This window comes from Hanstruepera neustonica (genome assembly GCF_002895005.1).
In the GTDB taxonomy this organism is placed as follows: Bacteria; Bacteroidota; Bacteroidia; order Flavobacteriales; family Flavobacteriaceae; genus Hanstruepera; species Hanstruepera neustonica.
Window position 1 is genome coordinate 147,605 of sequence record NZ_POWF01000003.1, and the last position, 21,988, is coordinate 169,592.

At 35.0% G+C, this 21,988-nt stretch carries 19 protein-coding genes and 1 tRNA gene; 7 read left to right on the forward strand and 13 right to left on the reverse strand.

All coding sequences use genetic code 11. The features are described 5' to 3' along the window. Positions 1-2: 2 nt before the first annotated feature. Both C1T31_RS07630 and C1T31_RS07635 read right to left on the reverse strand, forming a co-directional pair. Positions 3-3,419: a methylmalonyl-CoA mutase family protein gene (locus tag C1T31_RS07630; protein ID WP_103051901.1), complete on the reverse strand. Its 3,417-nt coding sequence runs from the start codon at positions 3,417-3,419 to the stop codon at positions 3-5. An 83-nt stretch (positions 3,420-3,502) separates the two neighbouring features. Continuing rightward, positions 3,503-4,459, reverse strand: coding sequence for an MBL fold metallo-hydrolase (locus C1T31_RS07635; RefSeq protein ID WP_103051902.1), 957 nt, complete (start codon positions 4,457-4,459; stop codon positions 3,503-3,505). Positions 4,460-4,504: 45 nt separating this feature from the next. On the opposite strand from C1T31_RS07635, the gene C1T31_RS07640 reads away from it, so the two are divergent. Then, positions 4,505-5,209 (forward strand): DUF4197 domain-containing protein, encoded by a 705-nt coding sequence (locus C1T31_RS07640; RefSeq protein ID WP_394338507.1) that lies wholly within the window; start codon positions 4,505-4,507, stop codon positions 5,207-5,209. A gap of 2 nt (positions 5,210-5,211) precedes the next feature. Here C1T31_RS07640 and C1T31_RS07645 read toward each other — a convergent pair whose 3' ends face one another. Continuing rightward, positions 5,212-5,718: a hypothetical protein gene (locus C1T31_RS07645; protein WP_243398906.1), complete on the reverse strand. Its 507-nt coding sequence runs from the start codon at positions 5,716-5,718 to the stop codon at positions 5,212-5,214. 264 nt (positions 5,719-5,982) lie between these two features. Between C1T31_RS07645 and C1T31_RS07650 the strand changes: the two genes are divergently transcribed. After that, the gene (locus C1T31_RS07650; RefSeq protein ID WP_103051904.1) at positions 5,983-6,180 is read left to right on the forward strand and encodes a Lacal_2735 family protein; all 198 of its coding nucleotides are present in this window, start codon (positions 5,983-5,985) and stop codon (positions 6,178-6,180) included. Positions 6,181-6,185: 5 nt separating this feature from the next. Here C1T31_RS07650 and C1T31_RS07655 read toward each other — a convergent pair whose 3' ends face one another. The 3 genes from C1T31_RS07655 to prfA are packed head-to-tail and all read right to left on the reverse strand — an operon-like array spanning position 6,186 to position 8,907. Then, complete coding sequence (locus tag C1T31_RS07655) at positions 6,186-6,977, reverse strand: ABC transporter substrate-binding protein (RefSeq protein WP_103051905.1); 792 nt, start codon at positions 6,975-6,977, stop codon at positions 6,186-6,188. A 7-nt stretch (positions 6,978-6,984) separates the two neighbouring features. Further along, positions 6,985-7,797 carry an orotidine-5'-phosphate decarboxylase gene (gene pyrF / locus C1T31_RS07660; RefSeq protein ID WP_103051906.1) on the reverse strand — a complete coding sequence of 271 codons (813 nt, stop codon included), beginning with the start codon at positions 7,795-7,797 and terminating at the stop codon, positions 6,985-6,987. A 33-nt stretch (positions 7,798-7,830) separates the two neighbouring features. Continuing rightward, positions 7,831-8,907 carry a peptide chain release factor 1 gene (gene prfA / locus C1T31_RS07665; protein ID WP_103051907.1) on the reverse strand — a complete coding sequence of 359 codons (1,077 nt, stop codon included), beginning with the start codon at positions 8,905-8,907 and terminating at the stop codon, positions 7,831-7,833. Between the two features lie 397 nt (positions 8,908-9,304). Between prfA and C1T31_RS07675 the strand changes: the two genes are divergently transcribed. Further along, the gene (locus C1T31_RS07675) at positions 9,305-9,958 is read left to right on the forward strand and encodes an ATP-binding cassette domain-containing protein (protein WP_103051909.1); all 654 of its coding nucleotides are present in this window, start codon (positions 9,305-9,307) and stop codon (positions 9,956-9,958) included. Between the two features lie 8 nt (positions 9,959-9,966). Here C1T31_RS07675 and C1T31_RS07680 read toward each other — a convergent pair whose 3' ends face one another. From C1T31_RS07680 to C1T31_RS07700, 6 genes are all read right to left on the reverse strand, one after another. Further along, positions 9,967-10,935, reverse strand: coding sequence for a DUF3078 domain-containing protein (locus C1T31_RS07680; RefSeq protein ID WP_103051910.1), 969 nt, complete (start codon positions 10,933-10,935; stop codon positions 9,967-9,969). Positions 10,936-10,970: 35 nt separating this feature from the next. After that, complete coding sequence (locus C1T31_RS07685; protein WP_103051911.1) at positions 10,971-12,149, reverse strand: AIR synthase related protein; 1,179 nt, start codon at positions 12,147-12,149, stop codon at positions 10,971-10,973. A gap of 40 nt (positions 12,150-12,189) precedes the next feature. Beyond that, a complete protein-coding gene (locus tag C1T31_RS07690) occupies positions 12,190-12,876 on the reverse strand; it encodes a Curli production assembly/transport component CsgG (RefSeq protein WP_243398907.1) in 687 nt (228 codons plus the stop codon). A gap of 138 nt (positions 12,877-13,014) precedes the next feature. After that, complete coding sequence (locus C1T31_RS14050; RefSeq protein WP_165780088.1) at positions 13,015-13,152, reverse strand: hypothetical protein; 138 nt, start codon at positions 13,150-13,152, stop codon at positions 13,015-13,017. 169 nt (positions 13,153-13,321) lie between these two features. Further along, positions 13,322-15,508 carry a glutamine synthetase III family protein gene (locus tag C1T31_RS07695; RefSeq protein ID WP_103051913.1) on the reverse strand — a complete coding sequence of 729 codons (2,187 nt, stop codon included), beginning with the start codon at positions 15,506-15,508 and terminating at the stop codon, positions 13,322-13,324. Positions 15,509-15,629: 121 nt separating this feature from the next. Continuing rightward, a complete protein-coding gene (locus tag C1T31_RS07700; RefSeq protein ID WP_103051997.1) occupies positions 15,630-16,586 on the reverse strand; it encodes a calcium/sodium antiporter in 957 nt (318 codons plus the stop codon). Between the two features lie 130 nt (positions 16,587-16,716). Between C1T31_RS07700 and C1T31_RS07705 the strand changes: the two genes are divergently transcribed. Further along, the gene (locus tag C1T31_RS07705; RefSeq protein ID WP_103051998.1) at positions 16,717-17,076 is read left to right on the forward strand and encodes a BlaI/MecI/CopY family transcriptional regulator; all 360 of its coding nucleotides are present in this window, start codon (positions 16,717-16,719) and stop codon (positions 17,074-17,076) included. A 1-nt stretch (position 17,077) separates the two neighbouring features. Then, a complete protein-coding gene (locus C1T31_RS07710; RefSeq protein WP_103051914.1) occupies positions 17,078-19,519 on the forward strand; it encodes a M56 family metallopeptidase in 2,442 nt (813 codons plus the stop codon). Between the two features lie 53 nt (positions 19,520-19,572). On the opposite strand, the gene C1T31_RS07715 is transcribed toward C1T31_RS07710, so the two are convergent. Beyond that, on the reverse strand, positions 19,573-21,525 hold the full coding sequence (locus C1T31_RS07715; RefSeq protein WP_103051915.1) for an endonuclease: 1,953 nt from the start codon (positions 21,523-21,525) through the stop codon (positions 19,573-19,575). A gap of 119 nt (positions 21,526-21,644) precedes the next feature. Here C1T31_RS07715 and C1T31_RS07720 point away from each other — a divergent pair, with 119 nt between their 5' ends. After that, positions 21,645-21,797 (forward strand): SsrA-binding protein, encoded by a 153-nt coding sequence (locus C1T31_RS07720; RefSeq protein ID WP_103051916.1) that lies wholly within the window; start codon positions 21,645-21,647, stop codon positions 21,795-21,797. A gap of 57 nt (positions 21,798-21,854) precedes the next feature. Beyond that, positions 21,855-21,928 (forward strand) — tRNA-Arg (locus C1T31_RS07725). Positions 21,929-21,988: the final 60 nt, after the last annotated feature.

Genomic DNA, 21,988 nt, shown 5'->3' on the forward strand with positions numbered 1-21,988 from the left:
CACTACATATTACGACGATACTGTCCACCTACTTCAAATAACGCATCCGTAATTTGTCCTAAAGAGCACACTTTGCAGACATCCATTAGTGCTTCAAATATGTTTTGATTGTTAATGGCTGTTTGTTGTAAATTTTTTAATAAGGCTGTCGTGTCATTTCCTTTATGTAAGTTCTCCAGCGTTTTAATTTGATATTGCTTTTCGGCTTCAGTCGCACGAATGACTTCGGCAGGTTGAACCGTTGGTGACCCTTTTGAACTTAAAAATGTATTAACTCCAATGATTGGGAACTGCCCATTATGTTTCAAGGTTTCATAGTATAAACTTTCTTCCTGAATCTTGCTACGTTGGTACATCGTTTCCATAGCTCCCAACACACCACCGCGTTCTGTGATTCTGTCAAATTCCATTAATACAGCCTCCTCAACCAAATCGGTTAATTCTTCAATAATAAACGAGCCTTGTATTGGATTTTCATTTTTGGCCAATCCGAGCTCTTTATTAATAATTAACTGGATAGCCATAGCACGACGCACAGATTCTTCAGTAGGTGTTGTAATGGCCTCATCATAAGCGTTTGTATGCAATGAATTACAGTTGTCATAAATAGCATATAGTGCCTGAAGTGTTGTACGAATATCGTTAAAGTCAATTTCCTGCGCGTGTAAACTGCGTCCAGAAGTTTGAATATGATATTTAAGCATTTGTGCTCTTGGATTGGCATCATATTTATACTTCATGGCTTTTGACCAAATTTTTCTCGCTACGCGACCAATAACGGCATATTCAGGATCAATACCATTAGAAAAGAAGAACGATAGGTTTGGTCCAAACTTGTTAATGTCCATCCCTCGTGATAAGTAGTACTCCACATAGGTAAAACCGTTTGATAAAGTTAAAGCCAGTTGCGTAATAGGATTGGCTCCTGCCTCTGCTATATGATATCCTGAAATGGAAACCGAGTAAAAATTACGGACATTGTTGTCAATGAAATACTCTTGAACATCACCCATTAATCGCAAGGCAAATTCAGTTGAAAAAATACAGGTGTTTTGAGCCTGGTCTTCCTTTAAAATATCCGCTTGAACCGTTCCTCTAACTTGCGCAATGGTTCGTGTTTTAATCTCTTGATAAACATCTGCCGGTAATACTTGATCTCCCGTAATACCCAATAACATTAGACCTAAACCATCATTGCCTTCTGGTAAGTCTCCATTGTATTTTGGTCTTTCGACACCTTTTTCCTTGTATATTTTAGCAATCTTGGCTTCTACTTCTTTTTCAAGTCCATTTTCCTTGATATAAATCTCACATTGTTGATCAATGGCTGCGTTCATAAAGAATCCTAATAACATTGGAGCTGGACCATTAATGGTCATGCTCACAGAAGTCATAACATCGGCTAGATTAAATCCGGAGTACAATTTCTTGGCGTCATCTAAACAACATATACTGACACCAGCATTACCAATTTTACCATAAATGTCAGGGCGTAAATCAGGATCATTTCCATACAAAGTCACACTATCAAAGGCTGTAGATAAACGCTTGGCTGGCATACCTTGGCTCACATAATGAAAACGCTTGTTTGTTCTTTCGGGTCCACCTTCTCCAGCAAACATACGTGCTGGATCTTCTCCGGTACGCTTAAAAGGATATAATCCTGAAGTAAATGGAAATTCACCAGGCACATTTTCTTGTAATGTCCATCTTAAAATATCGCCCCAGGCCTGATACTTTGGTAGAGCCACTTTAGGTATTTGCAAATGTGACAGTGACTCTGTATGGGTTTCTATTTTAATTTCCTTATCACGAACTTTAAAGGAATAGACTGGGTTTTTGTATTTGTTGACTTTATCATCCCAACCTAATATAACTTCCCAGTTGTATGGGTCTAAATTTAATTTAACACGGTCAAACTCACCAACCAATAACTTTACAAAATCTGGTTGCTTGCTAGATTCAATGGATTTTGAATCGATTCCCGCTTTGTCTAAAACTGGCGTTTTACCGACAACTGTTTCTAATGTTTTATAAATCCCATATAGTTTTTGAGCGACCTCAACCTGTTCATTGGCTGTTTTGTCATAGGAACGATTATTTTCTGCTATTTCAGATAAATAACGCGTTCTAGAAGGCGGAATAACAAAAATCTTTTCACTCATTTCATTTGAAATATGAAAAGTGGATTTTAAATCGGTTTTTGTTTTTTCCACTAATTTATCCATAACGGCTTTATACAATGTATTCATCCCTGGATCATTAAATTGAGAGGCTATTGTTCCATAAACCGGTAATTCCTCTTGAGGGATGTCCCAAAGATTATTATTACGCATGTATTGTTTTTTGACATCGCGTAAGGCATCCAATGACCCACGTTTGTCAAATTTGTTGATGGCTACCAAATCTGCAAAATCAAGCATATCGATTTTCTCCAATTGGGTTGCCGCACCAAATTCAGGGGTCATAACATATAGTGACACATCAGAATGTTCAATAATTTCCGTATCCGATTGACCAATACCCGATGTTTCCAAAATGATTAAATCGTATTCAGCGGCCTTGAGCACCTCAACCGCTTCATGTACATATTTGGATAAAGCCAGATTGGATTGTCTTGTTGCCAAACTTCGCATATAAACACGTGGTGAATTAATGGCATTCATGCGAATTCTATCGCCTAATAAAGCACCTCCTGTTTTCCTTTTTGAGGGGTCTACTGAAATTAACCCAACCGTTTTTTCTGGAAAATCTATTAAAAATCGGCGTACTAATTCATCAACCAAGGACGACTTACCTGCACCACCAGTTCCCGTTATTCCTAAAACTGGTGTTTTGGAATTTTTATTTTTGTTATGAATTTTATCCAATGAATCTTTAGCGACTTCAGGAAAATTCTCAGCTGAAGAAATCACTCTCGCAATAGCCTTTGGATTTTTCTTTTCTAAACTATCTACTTCACCATTTAAAGAGTCACCAATCGCAAAATCAGACTTCTCAACCAAATCATTAATCATACCTTGTAAACCCATTTCACGACCATCATCAGGAGAATAAATACGGTCAATACCATAATCCATAAGTTCCTTAATTTCAGAAGGCAAAATCACGCCACCACCGCCGCCAAAAATTTTGATATGGCCTGCACCACGTTCGGCCAACAAATCATGCATATACTTAAAGTATTCAGTATGACCTCCTTGATAAGACGTTAAACAAATAGCATTGGCATCTTCTTGAATAGCCGTATTGACCACTTCCTCTACACTGCGATCATGCCCTAAATGAATGACCTCAACACCAGTTGCCTGAATGATACGTCTCATGATATTAATGGAGGCATCATGTCCATCAAATAATGAGGCTGCGGTGACTATTCTAACTTTATGCTTTGGTTTATAAGGTGCTACTTGTTTCATGAATTATGAATCTGACTTTTTAGTGCGGCAAAATTACGAAATATTCAAAAAAATATTCCTGTTTTTAATAATTATCTAACAGTCTAAAGCTCAAAAAGACTGCCTTCTTTTGGAAAGCGAAAACCTAGATTCTGAAGACTATCCTTCAGCGGGTGAGAGTCTTTAATAGCTGGATTGGTATGATTGAAATGTATAAAATGAATCTTGTTTTTGGTTTCTAACGATTCATTTTCGAATAAAGATGTTGTTTCAGTGGTAAACGGATGTGGAATTTTACTCATATCACGCTCCAATTCTCCATCAGCAAAGAAAGAAGCATCTAAAAAAGCATAGTCCACTTTTTTGACCTCATCAATGATATTTCGATTCCATGCATTCCATTTATCAATATCTGGTATGAATAAAGCCGATTTATTTTTCCCTTCAATTTTATAACCTACTGTTTCAGAATATTCATCGCGATGTGGTACCAATAAGGGGGTGACTTTTAAGTTGGTATTTAAAACGATTGTCGAATCACTTTGCAAGGGTTTTAAATCAATATTATCCAACGTTATTAGTTGGCTCCACGGACCATTATTTTCTAGATAAGATTTCATTCTTGGCATGGTATAAACAGGGATTCTATTCGCACCTATGGCTTCTCTGCCAAAATACATCAAACCCGTGTAATGCCCAATGTGTGCATGCGTTAAAAAAACGCCATCAATTAATTTATCATTTTTTAAATGCTTTTCTTTTAAAATTTGAACTTGTTCTGTTATATCTGGAGTGGCATCAAATAGCCACTTACCTTTCTTATTTAAATCTACTAAACCTAGACAAGAAACTAGCTTCCTATCCTCCAAACCTCCATAAAAAGAAGCACAACATTTTTTTTCACATCCTATTTGCGGATAACCAGCATCTTGAGCAATACCCAATACGGTAATATACTGCCTTGAAGTTTCATAAGGTTCTTTAACATTTAGTATTGTTTTTTTATCACAGCCAATGAATAACATAAAGATAATTAGGCATAATAATTGAATAGGTTTCATAGGATTACTTTTATCTTTGTTAAAGATAATAAACCCAATACTATGATGCGTAAATTGTTAGCCTTTGTACTTATTTTAAATCTATCCGCTTGTGCTGAACTGCAGGAGGTTGTCAATCAGTTACCAGAAAACACGACTGGAATAAGCAATGCCGAAATTGCTTCTGGATTACGTGAAGCTTTGGACCAAGGAATTGACAAACAAGTCAGCAAGCTCTCTTTAAAAGATGGATATTTTAAAAATGAATTAGTCAAAATTTTACTTCCGGAAGAACTTCAGAAAGTGGACAAAGCACTTCGCGATATCGGTTTGGGCAATTTAGCAGATGAAGGCCTTAAGGTATTAAACAGAGCTGCAGAAGATGCTGTTGGAGAGGCGACCCCAATTTTTGTAGATGCTGTAAAAGGCATCACATTCAATGATGCAAAAAATATTTTACTTGGTGATAATAGAGCAGCCACTACGTATCTAGAAAATAGGACGCAAACGAGTCTCTACAACAAATTTCACCCTGTAATTAATGAATCATTCAGTAAGGTTGGCGCAGATGCTATTTGGGAAAATTTAATCAATAAATACAACGCTATTCCATTCACAGCAGATGTCAATCCTGACCTAACTGATTACGTTACAGGAGAAGCCCTAAAAGGTGTTTACAAAATGATTGCCGTTGAAGAACAAGAAATTCGCACTAAAATATCATCAAGATCAACAGATTTATTGCGTAAAGTATTTGCGTTACAGGATTAATACTAATTAACATTCTTTCGGTATAAACCGTCAAAAGCTACGGTAATATCTTTGTTATTGGTTATGGTCTCCCAAAACTGATGCACAGAACCGTCTTTATTCAATGTCCAGGTAATTCTATGGTAAATGGTATCTCCTTTTTTGTTGGTTTCATCATCTGTTCTCATAATCATCTTATCACCTTCACGGTTCCCTTTAAGATGTAAACTGCCTCCTAAATTATCAATCCAGATTTGTTCCCACTGGCCAGTTTTGTAATTATAAAAATTATTACTCGTGCCTGTAACTTTTCCATTGGCACTTTTCCAATTTTCCTGTAACAAACAATTATTTTGACTTTTCGTAATGGTATTGGTTCCTGCCTGGGATCCATCTGGATTGATAACAGTCCACTCACCAATCCAAAAATCAAATTCAGAATATTTTTCACTACAGCAGTTACAAGTATTTCCTTGTGCTTGTATCGATAAGGTAGCTAAACAAATTAAAAAAGACACAAATAATCTCATGATTTTCAAAAATTTAAAAACTCAATTTATTAAATGAATCTTAATAAATTACTAATATTAACATAACATTAGATTTTAAATAAATCACCAAATTTGCAGTGTTCTCATTAAAGTATTTACTTCCACATAATCAGGACGAGTAAGAGTTAGTTAGTTAAAAAAATCGGTGCTTTTTCAAGGCCGATTTTTTTTGTAATTTTTTTTGATTTTTAATTTGCTGAATTACAATATTTTAAATATATTTATTTTTCTATTATGACTTAAATGAAAAGTTTGTCTGAAATAACCAACCATCGTAAAAGACTTCAAAAACGCTACAAGCAATTGATGGAAAATGCCTATAATTTAAGACAAACAGATTCTGCTGAAAGTGATATTTCAGAATACCAAGCCATTAAACTTTTAGATGAATTAAATCGCCTGAATTACCTGCACAGAGATTTTACGCAATCGCTTACTTAAAATGTCTATTTAGAAATATCTTGTCGCAGTTTTTTGAAGTAATCAAAAGATTGCAACAATCTACTTCCGTACCATGAAAACATTTCACCATCAACTATTATGATTTTCGCATTGGGAAAATAAGGTTTAATTTGTGAATAATGTGCTTCCTTAAATGGATATGGTTCACTGGAAAGAAAGACATAATCGATTTCTGAATATTCTTTATTCAAGTGAATTTCTGGGTAACGTAACAAGTTCGCAAAATAATTTTCAAACCCATTCAATTCCAACATGTAGTTAATAAACGTATCCTTTCCAACAACCATCCAGGGATCTTTCCATATAAAATATGAAACGATGGGTTTGGGTTGTGACTTTGTAAATAATTCAAATTTGGATTGCGCATTTTGAATACGCTTTATTAAGCTACTCGCCTTCTCTTCAATCTTAAATATTTGGCCATACATAGCAATCAATTCCAAACAGTCTTCAATAGAATTGATATCGCTAATATGGACAGAAGCAATAGCTTCTAATGAATTGACAATTTCTATCGTATTTTCCTCCTTGTTACATAATATAATATCTGGTTGTAGTTCTTGAATTTTATCAACATGAACCTGTTTAGTGCCACCTACAATGGTTTTATCCTTAAAAAGATTTTTTGGGTGAACACAAAATTTAGTAACACCAACTAATAAATTTTCCAAACCTAAATAACAGAGCAACTCTGTTTGACTGGGTACCAAAGACACAATACGTTTAGGCGTTTTATCTATATGGATAGTTCTCTGAAGTTGATCTTTGACTTGCATTTTGAAACTACTTTAAAATAGTTTCCATGTCGCGTTGCAATTCTTTGGCCTTTATCGCAGCTGCTTGTGCAAAATCCTCTTGATTTGACGCATAAATAATCCCCCTTGATGAATTGATCAACAAACCAACCTGCTCATTCATTCCATACTTGCAAACGTCTAGTAAGCTTCCTCCTTGTGCTCCAACACCTGGAACTAATAAGAAACTATCTGGAATTATTTGTCTAATTTCAGTTAAATATTCTGCTTTAGTGGCGCCAACAACATACATTAAATTATTGGCGTTCTTCCAGGTTTTAGAAGTTTGTAAAACCTGTTTGTACAATTCTTTTCCTTCCAATGATTTAGTTTGAAAATCAAAGGCTCCTTGATTGGACGTTAATGCCAGTAAAATGGTATGTTTGTTTTCGAATGCCAAAAATGGCTCTACCGAATCTTTACCCATATAAGGAGCAACCGTCACACTATCAAAACCTAAATCCTCAAAAAATGCTTTGGCATACATACTACTGGTATTACCTATGTCTCCTCTTTTCGCATCTGCTATTGTAAAAATTTCAGGATAATTGGTGTTTATGTAGTTTATGGTCTTCTCCAAAGCCTTCCAACCTCTAATACCATAAGCTTCGTAAAAAGCGGAATTGGGTTTATAAGCCACACATAAATGGTGAGTAGCGTCTATTATAGCTTTGTTGAAGGCAAAAATAGGATCATCTTCCTTGAGAAGATGCTGTGGAATTTTAGTCAAATCGACATCAAGACCAATACAAAGAAATGATTTCTTTTTTTTGATTTGTTCAGTTAATTGTTGTGTTGTCATGTTATAAAAAAAGCCTCAAAAAGAGGCCTTAAATTAAATATGTTCGTCGCTCGCTTTTAACTTTTCAGTGTTTTCAGCAAGCATTAATTCATCAATTATTTTTTGAAGGTCACCATTCACAATGTTTTGCAAATCATATAGTGTCAATCCGATTCTATGATCAGTCACACGACCTTGCGGGTAATTATAAGTTCTAATTTTGGCACTTCTATCACCCGAAGAAACCATACTACCACGCTTGGCAGCATCCTCTTCTTGCTTTTTGGCCAACTCCAAATCGTACAACCTGGAACGTAATACCTTAAATGCCTTTTCCTTGTTTTTGTGTTGGGATTTTTGATCCTGACATTGTGCTACCAATCCTGTTGGAATATGTGTTAAACGCACGGCCGAATAAGTCGTATTTACCGATTGACCTCCAGGTCCTGATGAACAGAAATAATCAATACGTACATCTTTTGGGTCTATTTCAATATCAAATTCCTCCGCTTCCGGGAATACCATACAAGTCGCTGCACTGGTATGAACACGGCCTTGAGTTTCAGTTTGAGGTACCCGTTGTACACGATGTACACCTGCTTCAAATTTTAAAGTTCCATATACGTCTTCCCCAGTTACTTCGAATTGAATTTCTTTAAACCCGCCATTAGTCCCTTCACTAAAATCAACGGTATCAACCTTCCAGCCTTTACTCTCACAGTACTTTGAGTACATTCTAAACAGGTCGCCTGCAAAAATACTGGCTTCATCACCACCTGTACCTGCACGTAATTCTACTACGGCATTTTTAGAATCTTCTGGATCCTTTGGAATTAATAAAAATCGAATCTCCTCTTCTAACTTTGGTATACCCTCTTTGGCTTCTTCATATTGCATTTTGGCCATTTCCACCATTTCTGCATCGCTACCATCAGCTAAAATTTCTTCAGCCTCTTTTAAATTATCTGTCAATTCAATATAGGCATCACGTTTATCCATAAGAACACGCAAATCCTTGTATTCCTTATTCAATTCAACATAACGTTTTTGATCGGAAATGATATCCGGTTGAATAATCAAATCGCTGACTTCATCAAAACGCTGCTTTATTATTTGAAGTTTTTCTAACATCTACTTTCTTAAATTGTGTGGCAAAAATACGATAATTTATGAATTGATTGTTTTTTTATCTCATATCAAAAAATCAAAAAAATAAACGCTAATTTTTTTCGTTTTCATTGAACATGCAACGCTTTGAGGCCATACTACTGTTTTACAGACCATATTTTCTGTGGTCATTAGGAATCAATATTGTTTTATTGATTTTCAGCCCGTTCATACCTCCGATTATTATTTCAAAATTACTACTGACAATTTTTCTATGGTATCTTGTGACTGAAACCAAAGCAAAACAGAAACTCATTTTTTATAAAAATTTAGGGATTTCAACTTTTAAACTTTTCGCCAGTATTTTTTTAATTGATATCTTTATAACACTTGTTTTTACCTTACTAATTAGTGAGTTTATATGATATTGGAAATTGACAATGTTGAACTAAATTACAAAAAGAAATCTGTCCTAAACGGTGTATATCTAAAGGCTGAAACAGGAAGCATAACAGGTATTCTTGGACATAATGGATGTGGAAAAAGTTGCTTGCTCAATATTATTTTTGGGTCACTTGAACCAAAGTATAAACTCATTCGAATTGACAACAAGCCCATTCTTGAGCCACTTTATCTCAATAATAGAATTGCCTTTTTATCGCAACACGATTTTATACCCAATAGAATGAAAATAGCTACTGCTTTTAAGCTTTTTAGGGTGAATTGGGATAATTTCACTTCAGAATTTCCATTGTTTGAAAAATATAAGCTTCAGCGTTTCCACAAATTATCCGGTGGCGAAAGACGAATAGTCGAAATCTATCTAGTTTTAAATAAAACCGCAGACATTATTTTATTGGACGAGCCATTCAATGGCGTTGCTCCACTATATATTGAAAAGATAAAAGCCTTTATTCATCATCAAAAGTATGATAAAATCGTAATTTTAACTGACCACCGATATAAAGAAGTCACAGACGTTTCGGACTCCATTTATCTCATTAAAAACGGCTGTACTAAACTGATTAACAAAATGAACGAATTGGAAGATTACAGATATGTCAATCAATTTTAGGGTGTCCATTAAAAATCAACAACCACGCCTACACCAAGCATTTGTTTCCATTGAACACTGGCACCTTCTTCTACGAATTCAGTTTCGGCCGTTTCAGGGTTTTGTACCTCTACCAGCATTTTGACGTCATTATCATACTTTAAATGCGACCCAAGAGTTGCTTTAATATAACTATTGACTTTAAAATCAAATATAACTTCCCAATCAACATCTATATTTCCAAAATCATTGATATAATCTGTATAAAAACTTACAAAGTTTTTAATTGAAACATTTTCAAATAAGGTTGTCTCATAAGCACTAGTCAAAAGCATCCCTAATTCCTTGCGCACACGCTCGCCTTGCTTGATTATATTACCCTCACTGTCATATTCAGCTGGCATGACCCCAAAAGAGCCAGCATTCGACAGGTCTTCATCCAAAACGAATGTGGTTTTTAAAGTTAATGGTGAAAAATAAGTGGATAGTTTTTCGATATTTTTACCATATTCTGCTCCTCCTCCAAGAAATAGGTAACCAGGTGCCATAAATCTTGAAATTGGATTCGAGGTGTTTGGATAGCTATATCCATTTGAAAATTGGGATTTAAAACTAAATCTTGCAGAATAATACCAATTGGTTAGTTTATTTTTTTGATATCCTAAATTTGACCTGACTTCAAAAACATCATCGGTTTTTCTTAATTCTTGATCTTGCTGTCCGTTAATACCATATCGTGCTGAAAAATTATTATCCCAAACAAAATGCCTGAACTCATACTTTAAAATGCTTGTATAAGCAAACAAAGCAGAAATTGAATTGGTTCCACCAGAATTCCAATTTACAAACGCGACTTCATTTATATCAACTCCCGCACGATTGGTTTGGGTCCAAATAGGCTCATCAATGTTAGTTTCTTTTTTAAAGAATAATGTATTTGGTTGGGCAAGAACATATTGAGAATAAACCAATACCAATACGACAAATACTTTTTTCATGCTAATAATCAATAATAAAAAAGGAGATTTTTAAACTAATAGATAAATTCACCAAATTCACTACGTATGGTTAATTTCGTTTTTGAAGATTTTTCAACTCGACCAATAATTTTTGCTTCTATATTAAAAGATTGCGATATTTCAACAATATCATTAGCTATTTCTTTAGCAACATACAATTCCATTCGATGGCCACAGTTAAATACCTGATACATTTCTTTCCAAGACGTTTTAGACTGTTCTTGAATAAGTTTAAATAACGGAGGTACCTGAAACATATTGTCCTTTATGATATGTAAATCTTCAATAAAATGGAGGATTTTAGTTTGTGCTCCACCACTACAATGTACCATGCCATGAACCGTATCATTGTGATATTTATCCAAAATTGCTTTGATTATTGGCGCATAGGTTCTAGTGGGAGATAGTACCAACTTACCTGCATCAATAGGTGCATTTTCAACTTTATCAGTTAATTGCATATTTCCAGAATACACTAATTCATTTGGAACAGAAGCATCATAACTTTCAGGGTATTTTTCAGCTAAATATTTATGGAATACATCATGTCTGGCAGATGTTAAACCATTACTTCCCATACCGCCATTATACTCTTTTTCATATGTTGCTTGTCCAAAAGATTCCAAACCAACAATCACATCACCATCTTTAATGTTAGCATTGTCAATAACATTTGAACGCTTCATTCTGGCTGTAACAGTCGAATCTACAATGATAGTTCTTACCAAATCTCCAACATCCGCTGTTTCTCCTCCTGTAGAATGAATAGTAACACCGAAATTTTTAAGCTCTTGAATTAATTCTTCGGTTCCATTAATGATTGCAGAAATAACTTCTCCTGGAATTAAGTTTTTGTTTCTGCCAATTGTCGAGGACAACATGATATTATCAGTCGCTCCAACACATAGAAGGTCATCGATATTCATGATCAGGGCATCTTGAGCAATACCTTTCCAAACAGATAAATCACCCGTTTCTTTCCAATACATGTAGGCTAATGAAGATTTCGTACCAGCTCCATCGGCATGCATAATCAGACAATAGTTGTCATCATTAGTTAAATAATCAGGAACTATTTTACAGAAAGCTTTTGGGAATAATCCTTTGTCAATGTTTTTTATGGCATTATGCACATCTTCTTTGGATGCCGAAACACCTCTTTGGGCATAACGTTTACTTACTTCTTGGCTCATGGAAACAAATTGAGTTGCAAAAATAAGAATTGTAATCTATTTAATTGGTTGTAATTGGATTTGATTTAATAACCGTTGGAATGTTTTTAAGAATTTTTTCTTTCTTTTTCTGACCGCCAAAATAAAAGTTTATTCCAAAGGCAATTCGCCAATAAATATCGTCAGCTTCTCCAAATACCTTTCCTTCCAATTCATCACTGGAAACCATATTGTAATCAGCGTATAATTTTAAACCAACCCCTTCATACGCAATATATTCTATACCAAGTCCTCCTTGAATTTTGGAATCCACTTGTGTAAAATAATTAGCAGCATTAATACCGCCACCGACATAAGCAAACGGCGAAATGCGCTCGTGTGGAAAGGGAAGTACTTCTAAATTTAAATCGAAAGACATGAAACCTTCATTAAAAACATCCTTGTACGCCAAGTTAAATTTATGGTATCCAATGTTGACATTCAGATAAGGAATGATATAACGTTTATAACCAAAGTGGGTGTAAATCTCAAACAGTGGATCATCTAAATCACCATTCATAACGGATGTCCCGATGCCTATATCAATGGTATTGGTTCCTCGGTAATCATAAAAATCTGTTTTTGGAAGTGTTGCAGATTGATTTTCTTGAGCTAGTATTTTGTTAATACCCATCAAGCTCATAAAAACGATTAATAGAACAAAATAATTGGCACGAAACTGCGAACGATTCATTTGGTTGTTAATCAATAGTTTAGTTACAATGTTGCAATATAGCAAAACCAAACATATCCATAAATATTCTAAAAAAAGATTTTAAATAAAAAAATCACAGCACGATGCTGTGATTGTTATAGAGAGAATTAAGTTTCCTTTTTAAAGTATGCTCTATCCTAAAACAGAATTATCACCTTCTTGCTTTACGATTTCTTGCGATGAAGTATCATCTTCATGAGTTTCGTTTGCTTGTGAAAAGATGAGGGTTGCCGCCATAAGCATAAGCACACTTATTATGAGCCTTTTCATGTTAACTTAAATAATGATTAATAGCATTACAAAAGTACTAATAATTCAAAATCATCACTAAATAGATAGTTCTTTTTCGTTAACATACTAAAATTATCAGATTAACGACAATCCAAAACAGGAAAGCCCTGAAAAACAGGGCTTTTTACATCAATTGTCTTGTTATTGTTTATTTCGTAAACAACAGCTCTCTGTATTTAGTCAATGGCCATAACTCATCGTCAACCAAAAGTTCCAATTTGTCACAATGATATCTTATATCATCAAAGATAGGTTTGACCTTAAAGCAATAAGCATCTGCTTTCTTGTCAATATCTTCAATGCCATTGGCTTTCTTACGTTCATTAGTCATTTTAGTCACATTTGAATTTATGGAAGCTATATGACCTGAGATCTCTTCAATCAAATTCAATTGTTCTTGAGCTAATTTTTTAAAGCCTGTACCATATATCTCCTTTAAGCCTTTTACATTTTTAATTAGAATGTTTTGGTAACGCACGGCTGTGGGAACAATGTGATTTCGAGCTATATCACCAAGGACACGCCCTTCAATTTGAATACGTAAAACATACTCTTCCATTTCAATTTCATAACGCGCTTCAGATTCCACTTTATTCATGACTCCTAAATCCTCAAACAACTTAATGGCTTTTTTAGAAACTTTAGCCTTAAGAGCCTCTGGTGTCGTTTTGTTATTACTCAAACCTCTTTTTTTAGCTTCCTTTTCCCACGCTTCACCATAACCATTACCTTCAAATAAAATATTACTTGACTTTTTAATATACTCCCTTAGAATATTAAATATGGCTTCATCTTTTTTGAGGCCTTTTTTATCAACCAGAGCATCGACCTCATTCTTGAACTCCATGAGTTGTTTGGCAACAATCGTATTTAAAACCGTCATAGCGTTTGCACAGTTGGCTTTTGAGCCGACAGCTCTAAATTCAAATTTATTTCCTGTGAAAGCAAATGGCGATGTTCTATTTCTATCTGTATTATCTAAAAGTATTTCAGGAATTTTACCTACTACATTTAGCTTTAAATCGGTTTTTTCCTCTGGAGATAATTTACCATTCGTAACATTTTGCAATTCATTAAGCACGTTGGTCAATTGTTCGCCGATAAACACTGAAATGATTGCAGGTGGTGCTTCATTGGCTCCTAAACGATGGTCGTTACTTGCAGAAGCAATGGCAGCACGTAATAATTCCTCATTATCATGAACAGCTTTAATGGTATTAATGAAAAATGTCAAAAATTGTAAGTTACTCATTGGTGTCTTACCTGGACCTAATAAATTAACCCCTGTATCCGTTCCTAAACTCCAGTTATTATGTTTTCCAGAACCATTGACTCCAGCGAATGGTTTTTCATGAAACAATACTTTAAAATCATGTCTTTCGGCAACTTTGTCCATAACATCCATAAGTAGTGAGTTATGGTCTACTGCCAAATTTGCTTCGTCATATACTGGTGCCAACTCAAACTGATTTGGCGCCACTTCATTATGTCTTGTTTTCACAGGAATACCTAAAAGCATGCATTCATTTTCCAAATCTCTCATATAGGCCATTGCACGGTTTGGAATCGTTCCAAAGTAATGGTCATCCAACTGTTGTCCTTTTGCTGGCGAGTGCCCAAGAAGTGTTCGACCAGTCAAAACTATATCGGGTCTTGATGCCACCAATGAGCTATCAATTAAGAAATACTCTTGCTCCCAACCTAAAGATGCATTAACCTTTTTTACATTTTTGTCAAAATATTTACAAACATTTACTGCTGCCGTATCAACTGCCTGTAAAGCTCTTAATAATGGTGTTTTATAATCCAAGGCTTCACCTGTATAGGCCACAAAAACTGTAGGAATACAAAGGGTTGTTCCAAAAATAAACGCAGGTGATGTTGGATCCCATGCTGTATAACCGCGTGCTTCAAAAGTATTTCTAATGCCTCCATTTGGGAAACTAGAAGCGTCAGGCTCTTGTTGTACTAACTGACCACCACCAAACTTTTCGATAGCGCGGCCATTTCCAATTGGCTCAAAAAAAGCATCATGCTTTTCAGCAGTAGCTCCAGTTAAGGGTTGAAACCAATGCGTGTAGTGAGTGGCACCTTTTGATATGGCCCATTCTTTCATTCCTGTCGATATATGATCGGCAACAACACGATCGATTTTTGATCCATTTTGAACAGCGTCCATTACGCTATTGAATGCTTCTTTGGTCAAATATTGACGCATCGTGTCTTCATTGAAAACATTAGATCCAAAAATTGTAGAGCGACGCTCATTTTCTTCTATATGAACCGGTTTTCTAGTATACGATTCTTTGATGGCATGAAATCTTAAAGTTGACATAAAATTAAATTTAGGTTTCGTTTTAAAGGGCAAAAATAAAATAAATAAGTTATATAATAAACTTACCCCCTATTTTTTTAGGGTTAAATATCAACAATTGTGAATAAATCAAAAACTACCCCTAGATTTTATCACCTAGAAATGTAACATAGACAAAAACAATGTAAGAAGCCAATATCAGCATACCTTTCCATCTACCGAGTGTTAATTTTTTTGGCAAAAAGGCTAACGGCAAAAGAATAGCCGCGAAACCAAGCATCCAAAAAATGTCTTGACTCAATATGTTGGGATTATTAACAGCGATGGGATGTATGATAGCTGTTAAACCTAAAACTGAAGCGATATTAAATATGTTGGAACCAATTAAATTCCCCAATGATATGGCCTTCTCTTTTTTCAATGCTGCAATGACTGATGCCGCCAATTCAGGAACACTTGTACCAATGGCGACCATGGTTACTGAAATAACACGTTCTGTGACACCAAAAGAAAGTGCTACTTCCTTGGCACCATCAACCAACCATTCACTACCATAATATAAAGCCAATCCACCAATAATTAACCAAGCGATAATTTTAAAATTGGAAGTCGACTGTAAAGCTTCGTCTATCTCCTCGGAAGCCTCAACTCCTTCCTTAATGGATTTTCTTATTAAAATATACAAGAAAATCATCAGCGAAAAAACTAGCGCCAAACCCTCTCCAAAGTTTATGACCAAACCACTTTTTAGAATAAAATATAAAGCAATGGACAACAGCATCATCATAGGCCAATTCAACTTATAGAAATCCTTACTAATGGCCAATGGCGAAATAAATGCAGTAACACCCAATACCAAACCAATATTAGCAATATTAGATCCAATGACGTTGCCCAATGCAATATCCGGCGAACCATCCAATGCGGCTTGTAAACTGACCAAAAGTTCTGGAACAGATGTGGCAAATGACACAACGGTCATACCGATTACAAGTTTTGAAATATTAAACTTAAAGGACAATGCCACAGATGAACGTACCAAAAACTCACCCCCTACAACCAATAAGACAAGGCCAAAAAACACCCAAACAAAACTCATAAAAACTATTTTTTGCGAAGATACCATTTCATTTCATTTTACAATAAAAACTAAAAATTTCGTTAAATAACTATATAGATAGTTGTATAACTATAAAAATAGTTATATGTTTGAAGCAAATTCACATATCATGCAAAAACTCACAAATAAGGAAGAAGAAATCATGCAGATATTATGGAAGCTGGAAAAAGCTTTTGTAAAAGATGTATTAGCCGAAATAAAAAAGGACAAACCCCATTATAATACCCTTTCAACAATTATAAGAAACCTAGAGGAAAAAGGATATGTTAGTTATAACGCCTATGGCAAAACGCATCAATATTACCCAATTATAAGCAAGGAGGTTTATAAAGAGAAGTACATGAATACGGCTATTGAAAACTATTTTAATAATTCTTATAAGAACGTAGTATCCTTTTTTGCCAAGGAGGAAAAGATTAGCGTAGATGAACTTAAGGAAATTATTGCCATCATAGAAAAAAACAACTAATATGGATTACTTACTAAAATCATCAGCTATAATTGCTTTGTTCTACATTAGTTACCGTTTGTTTTTAGAGCGAGAAACATTTTTTGAATCCAGCAGATGGTACTTGTTGATCGGTTTGCTAACGGCAGCCTTTCTGCCTAGTGTTGTTATACCCATATATATTGAATACACGCCGGCAGTCAGTAGTACGCCAGTATATTTCACTGAAGTGATTTCAAATCCGCAAAGTCAAAAAGGATCTGTTGATTGGTTAGAAATAGGAAGTATGATATATTTAATTGGCATTATCTTTTTTGCAGGAAAACTGACTATTGAACTATTGTCATTACATAAACTAATTAAATCTAATTCTAAAGTCCGTGTCGGTCGATATTCTCTTATTGAAGTATTAGAAAAAATTGCACCCTTTTCCTTTTTTAATTGGATTGTTTACAATCCTAAACAATTTAAAAAACAAGAACTCAATTACATTATTAACCATGAAAAAATCCATGCCAAAGAACATCATACCATAGACAATTTACTGGTACAAATTTGCTGTGTTATATTTTGGTTCAATCCGTTAATCTGGCTTTACAAGAAAGAACTTCAGCAAAATCTGGAATTCATTGCCGATCAGAAAGCCCAAACTATTTCAGACTGCAAAGAAAGTTATCAAAAGCTCTTATTAAAAGCCAGCGTGCCTCATCAACATCTGGCTATAACTAATAATTTTTACAATTCATTAATCAAAAAACGAATAATTATGTTACACAAATCAAAATCAAACAAACTGAATGCATGGAAATATGCTCTAATAATTCCGATACTGGCTATATTTCTGATGAGTTTCAACACCAAGGAAGTCTACATTGCTAGAGAAACTGAAGCGCTTCCTATAATTCAAAAGGATTTTATAATCACTTCAACCAGTTCAGAAGCTGACTTGAAAATGATTACAAACTATTTTAAGAATAAAACGGTTCAAGTGAAATTTTCAGATATTGAACGTAATTCAGATAATAGCTTGAAGGCATTAACATTAAATACCAAGTACAAAGACGGTAGCGATTTCATCAAACGGATGCGTGTTTCTAATTTTGATTCCAACGTTATTGCGCCTTTTAAAATTTCTTTTGATTCTAAACAAGAAGATATTACTCTAAACATTTTAGAAGAAGATTCCGAGGCTCAAATAACCAAACAAGAAATCACTTTAGCGCCAGACAAAACGCTTGCCAAGTTTGACAATGCCAATTCTAAAGACAACGCCCAACGAGAAGACCAAAATCTCGGTGAAAATCCGTTGTATGTTATTGGAGGCAAAACCTACAAAAAAGAAGACCTTCCTGGAAACAAATTCACAACCAAGGGTCGTATTGAGGTTTTAAACAAACCTGAAGCTACAAGACGTTTTGGCAAGCCAGGAAAAGATGGTGCTATCATATTAAACGGCACAACAACCTTTTCAGAACCTAGCCTAGTGAGTTTCCCAAATAAAATTACCGTCACTATCACCAAAAACTTTACTGAAGCTGATTTAAATTTAGCCAAAGCCCAATTGGAAAAAGAAGGATTAAAAGTGAAATTTAAAGGTGTTAAACGAAATAATTTAGGCGAAATAATTGCTATTAAAATTGATGCCAGTTCAAATGATTCCGAAGCTAACTACAACTTAAATGGCGACGACCCTATAAACCCAATAAGCATTTCGTTTGATGCCGATGGCGATAATATTTCTATTGGAAATGCCAGCGCACAAAAACCAAGCACCTTTACATTTAGAAGTCATGAAATCAGAGACAGATCAGCTAGAGCCAGAGAGCGAGCTTCAAGAGATAGAGATAGGGCTCGATACGAATCCAGAAATAATGGGTTTACTTATTCCATAAAAGCACATGATTGCAGCGAAGATTGTGAACACAATAATCATGTTGAGTATGAATTCCACAGTGATGATAATCACGATGATGATCACGAAGTTATTTTAAGAAGTGGCAAAGCCTATGTCATTAAAAACAGTAACTCAAACAATGGTAAGCGCGTAGTGACCATTACCAATGAAGATGGTGAAGATGAAATTATAGAGTTGAAATCGGACAATAATGTTTATGCTTTGAAAAAATTCCCTCATTCAACGCAACACGTTAGATCTTCTGGATCAAATAATGTATTCTTTGAAGCAAAACCAGGAACAACAGCAACTTGGGTAAGTGATGAAGATAATGATAAAGTAGAATATAAATTTTTAAACAAAGACAAGGGCAACTTTTTATTCATTTCAACAGATGACAACGAGAAACCCTATATTTTGTTGGATGGTAAGGAAATTACTCAAAAACAAATGAACGAATTAGATTCTGATTCTATTAAAAGTGTTAATGTTTTGAAAGGCGATAGTGCTACCAGTAAATATGGCGATAAAGCAAAAGATGGCGCCATCATTATTACAACTAAAGAATAGTTTGCCACGCAAAGAGCATAAAAAAAATCCCAAGTACATCTTGGGATTTTTTTTTACTGTATGATTAGTTTCTTGACAACCCGTTTCTTCTCTGATTCAATCTTGACGAGATATATGCCGCTCGGTAAATTAAGATTTACGTTTGACCTATTCGATTGAGCAACCCAAGTCATTATTTCTTTTCCCTGTATTGTTAGAATTGAAATATTAGCCTTTTCTTCTAACCCATTAATAAACATCTGATTTTTTGCAGGATTTGGAAAAATTGAAACATTATTCCATTGGTTTTCAGCAACACTTAACGGTTGCTCCCAGGTCTCCCCGACCATATTGCCCCAGATGTACTCTACTAAATCAGGTTGATCAATAAAAGGGTTTCGGTTAAATTGCCAATTATAAATAACATTGTTACGGTTCATTTCAAAATCATCTGGCGGATCATTTCTATGCCAATCCAACAGTGTTGCCAAATCACCAAACTGTCCAACCATGCCATCAGGGAAACCATTAACTATTTCCAAACCATTGTAGCGCACAGCTAAATAGAATACTCCTCGAGCCACATCACCCTTAAATCCACCCAAAGTTCCAACAGGACCATTATATTCCCCGTAAAACTGATTACCGCGACTACTATTTTCTGGTCCATCAACTGCTCGAATACCATGAGCGTCTGAATTACCATGACGCAACGAATCTGCCTTTGTTTCCCAGTACACATCAATGCCATCAGCGATTTCATCTTCCTCGATACTAAAATAGCCTGCTCGCGAACGTGGAAAGGTATGTTCTCGATTCCAGGCACCTACATTATTTGATGTTGTTTGAAAATCTAATTTAGCACGACCTTGTTCTAAATATACCAACCAAACTTGATTACTATTTTCGGGGTTCTGGTCAGCTTGTTTTAAAATATCCACACAATCAGCATAGGTTTGCGCTCTTACAACAGCAGGATTAGCAATAATGTCTTGTAATGCTTGTCTCAAATCAGTATCAGCCAAACCATCCAAACTGTCATAATAACCAACTGGTTGCGTGCTTTCTACTACTCCATAAGTGGGATTAATAGGTGTCCCAAAATTGGCAACTGCATAATCATCATCTACCGCTCTCACAACCACATCATTATTCATGGCTATATAAGGCACTTCCAAACCAAAGAAGCTTATGACAATTTCTTCATCACCTTCGTCCACATCATCATTAACTATGGTAATCGTTGTTGAAACTGAATTTTGACCGCTTAAAATTGTTAATGTCGTGTCACCATTATAATCCGACATATCAAACCCACCATTTAACAAGCTAAAACTAAATTCATAATCGGCAGTCACATTATCTTGGGCTGTAAAAACAATATCAAACGACTCACCTTCATTATATTGTGATTGTGATGTAGAAATAGTTATGGGGTTCAATGCCACACCACTTCCATCATTTAAAGCTCTGGGTGTTGGCGAGGCAACGGTATATGAACCATCATTATTTCGTTGAATGGAATTGGTATTGTTGCTTGAACCTTCATTTATCTGTTCGGAAACACCTAACAACGCCATCAATTCAGTATCGTCAGCATCTGTAGTGTCATAAACCAACGCATCAATCAAGTTTGTTTGCGTTGCTAAAGTCCCTTCTGGAAAATCAAAATCACTTGCCTGATAAATAGCGACAGCATCAGCTCCATTCTGAATCACATTTGCACCAATTAAAAGTTGCGGAAACGGTTCAACTGTATTACTTCCAATGAGGAGCAAACCATTGACATCTGTTTGATAACCATCCAAATCTATGGTCATATAACTAGAATCGCCTCCGGAATCTGAACCATTAAAAAAGACAACTACATAGCCGTCCAATGAAAAATTGGGCGTATCCGATTTCAATTCTAAAAATTCCTTGTCATCAACACCTGGCGTATCACAATCCAATTCATTAATAACTATTTGACTAAACGATTGCTGAAACACAAAAAATAGTATGACAGCACAAAAAACATGTTTCATGATAGGAGAATTTATGCAAAAGTAATCATCTACTTGTCAATATTTTGCCTTAAGGATTAATAAATCATTATTTTAACATTCAGGCATTTATTAAAATGGTCTTATATTTGTAATAGTATATGAAAAAACAATTTTTCAAATTTCTAGCCAAGGTCAACAAAGCTGTATTGCCAAGTTATACCAAACAGCGTTTGGATTTGAGCAAAGCCACCAAACTACAAATGGCTATTTTTGGTTGGAAATTGTATGTTACCAAAAATGCTCTGGATTAATTTAAATTTTATTTGGCAGATTATCTAAAAAAGGAATATATTTGCACCCACAAAAATGGCCACGTGGCGCAACTGAATAGCGCACTTGATTACGGCTCAAGAGGTTGCAGGTTTGAATCCTGCCGTGGTCACGAATAAATAATTCGATTAAAAAAACGCCAAGTTTACTTGAGCGTTTTTTTTATTTGAAT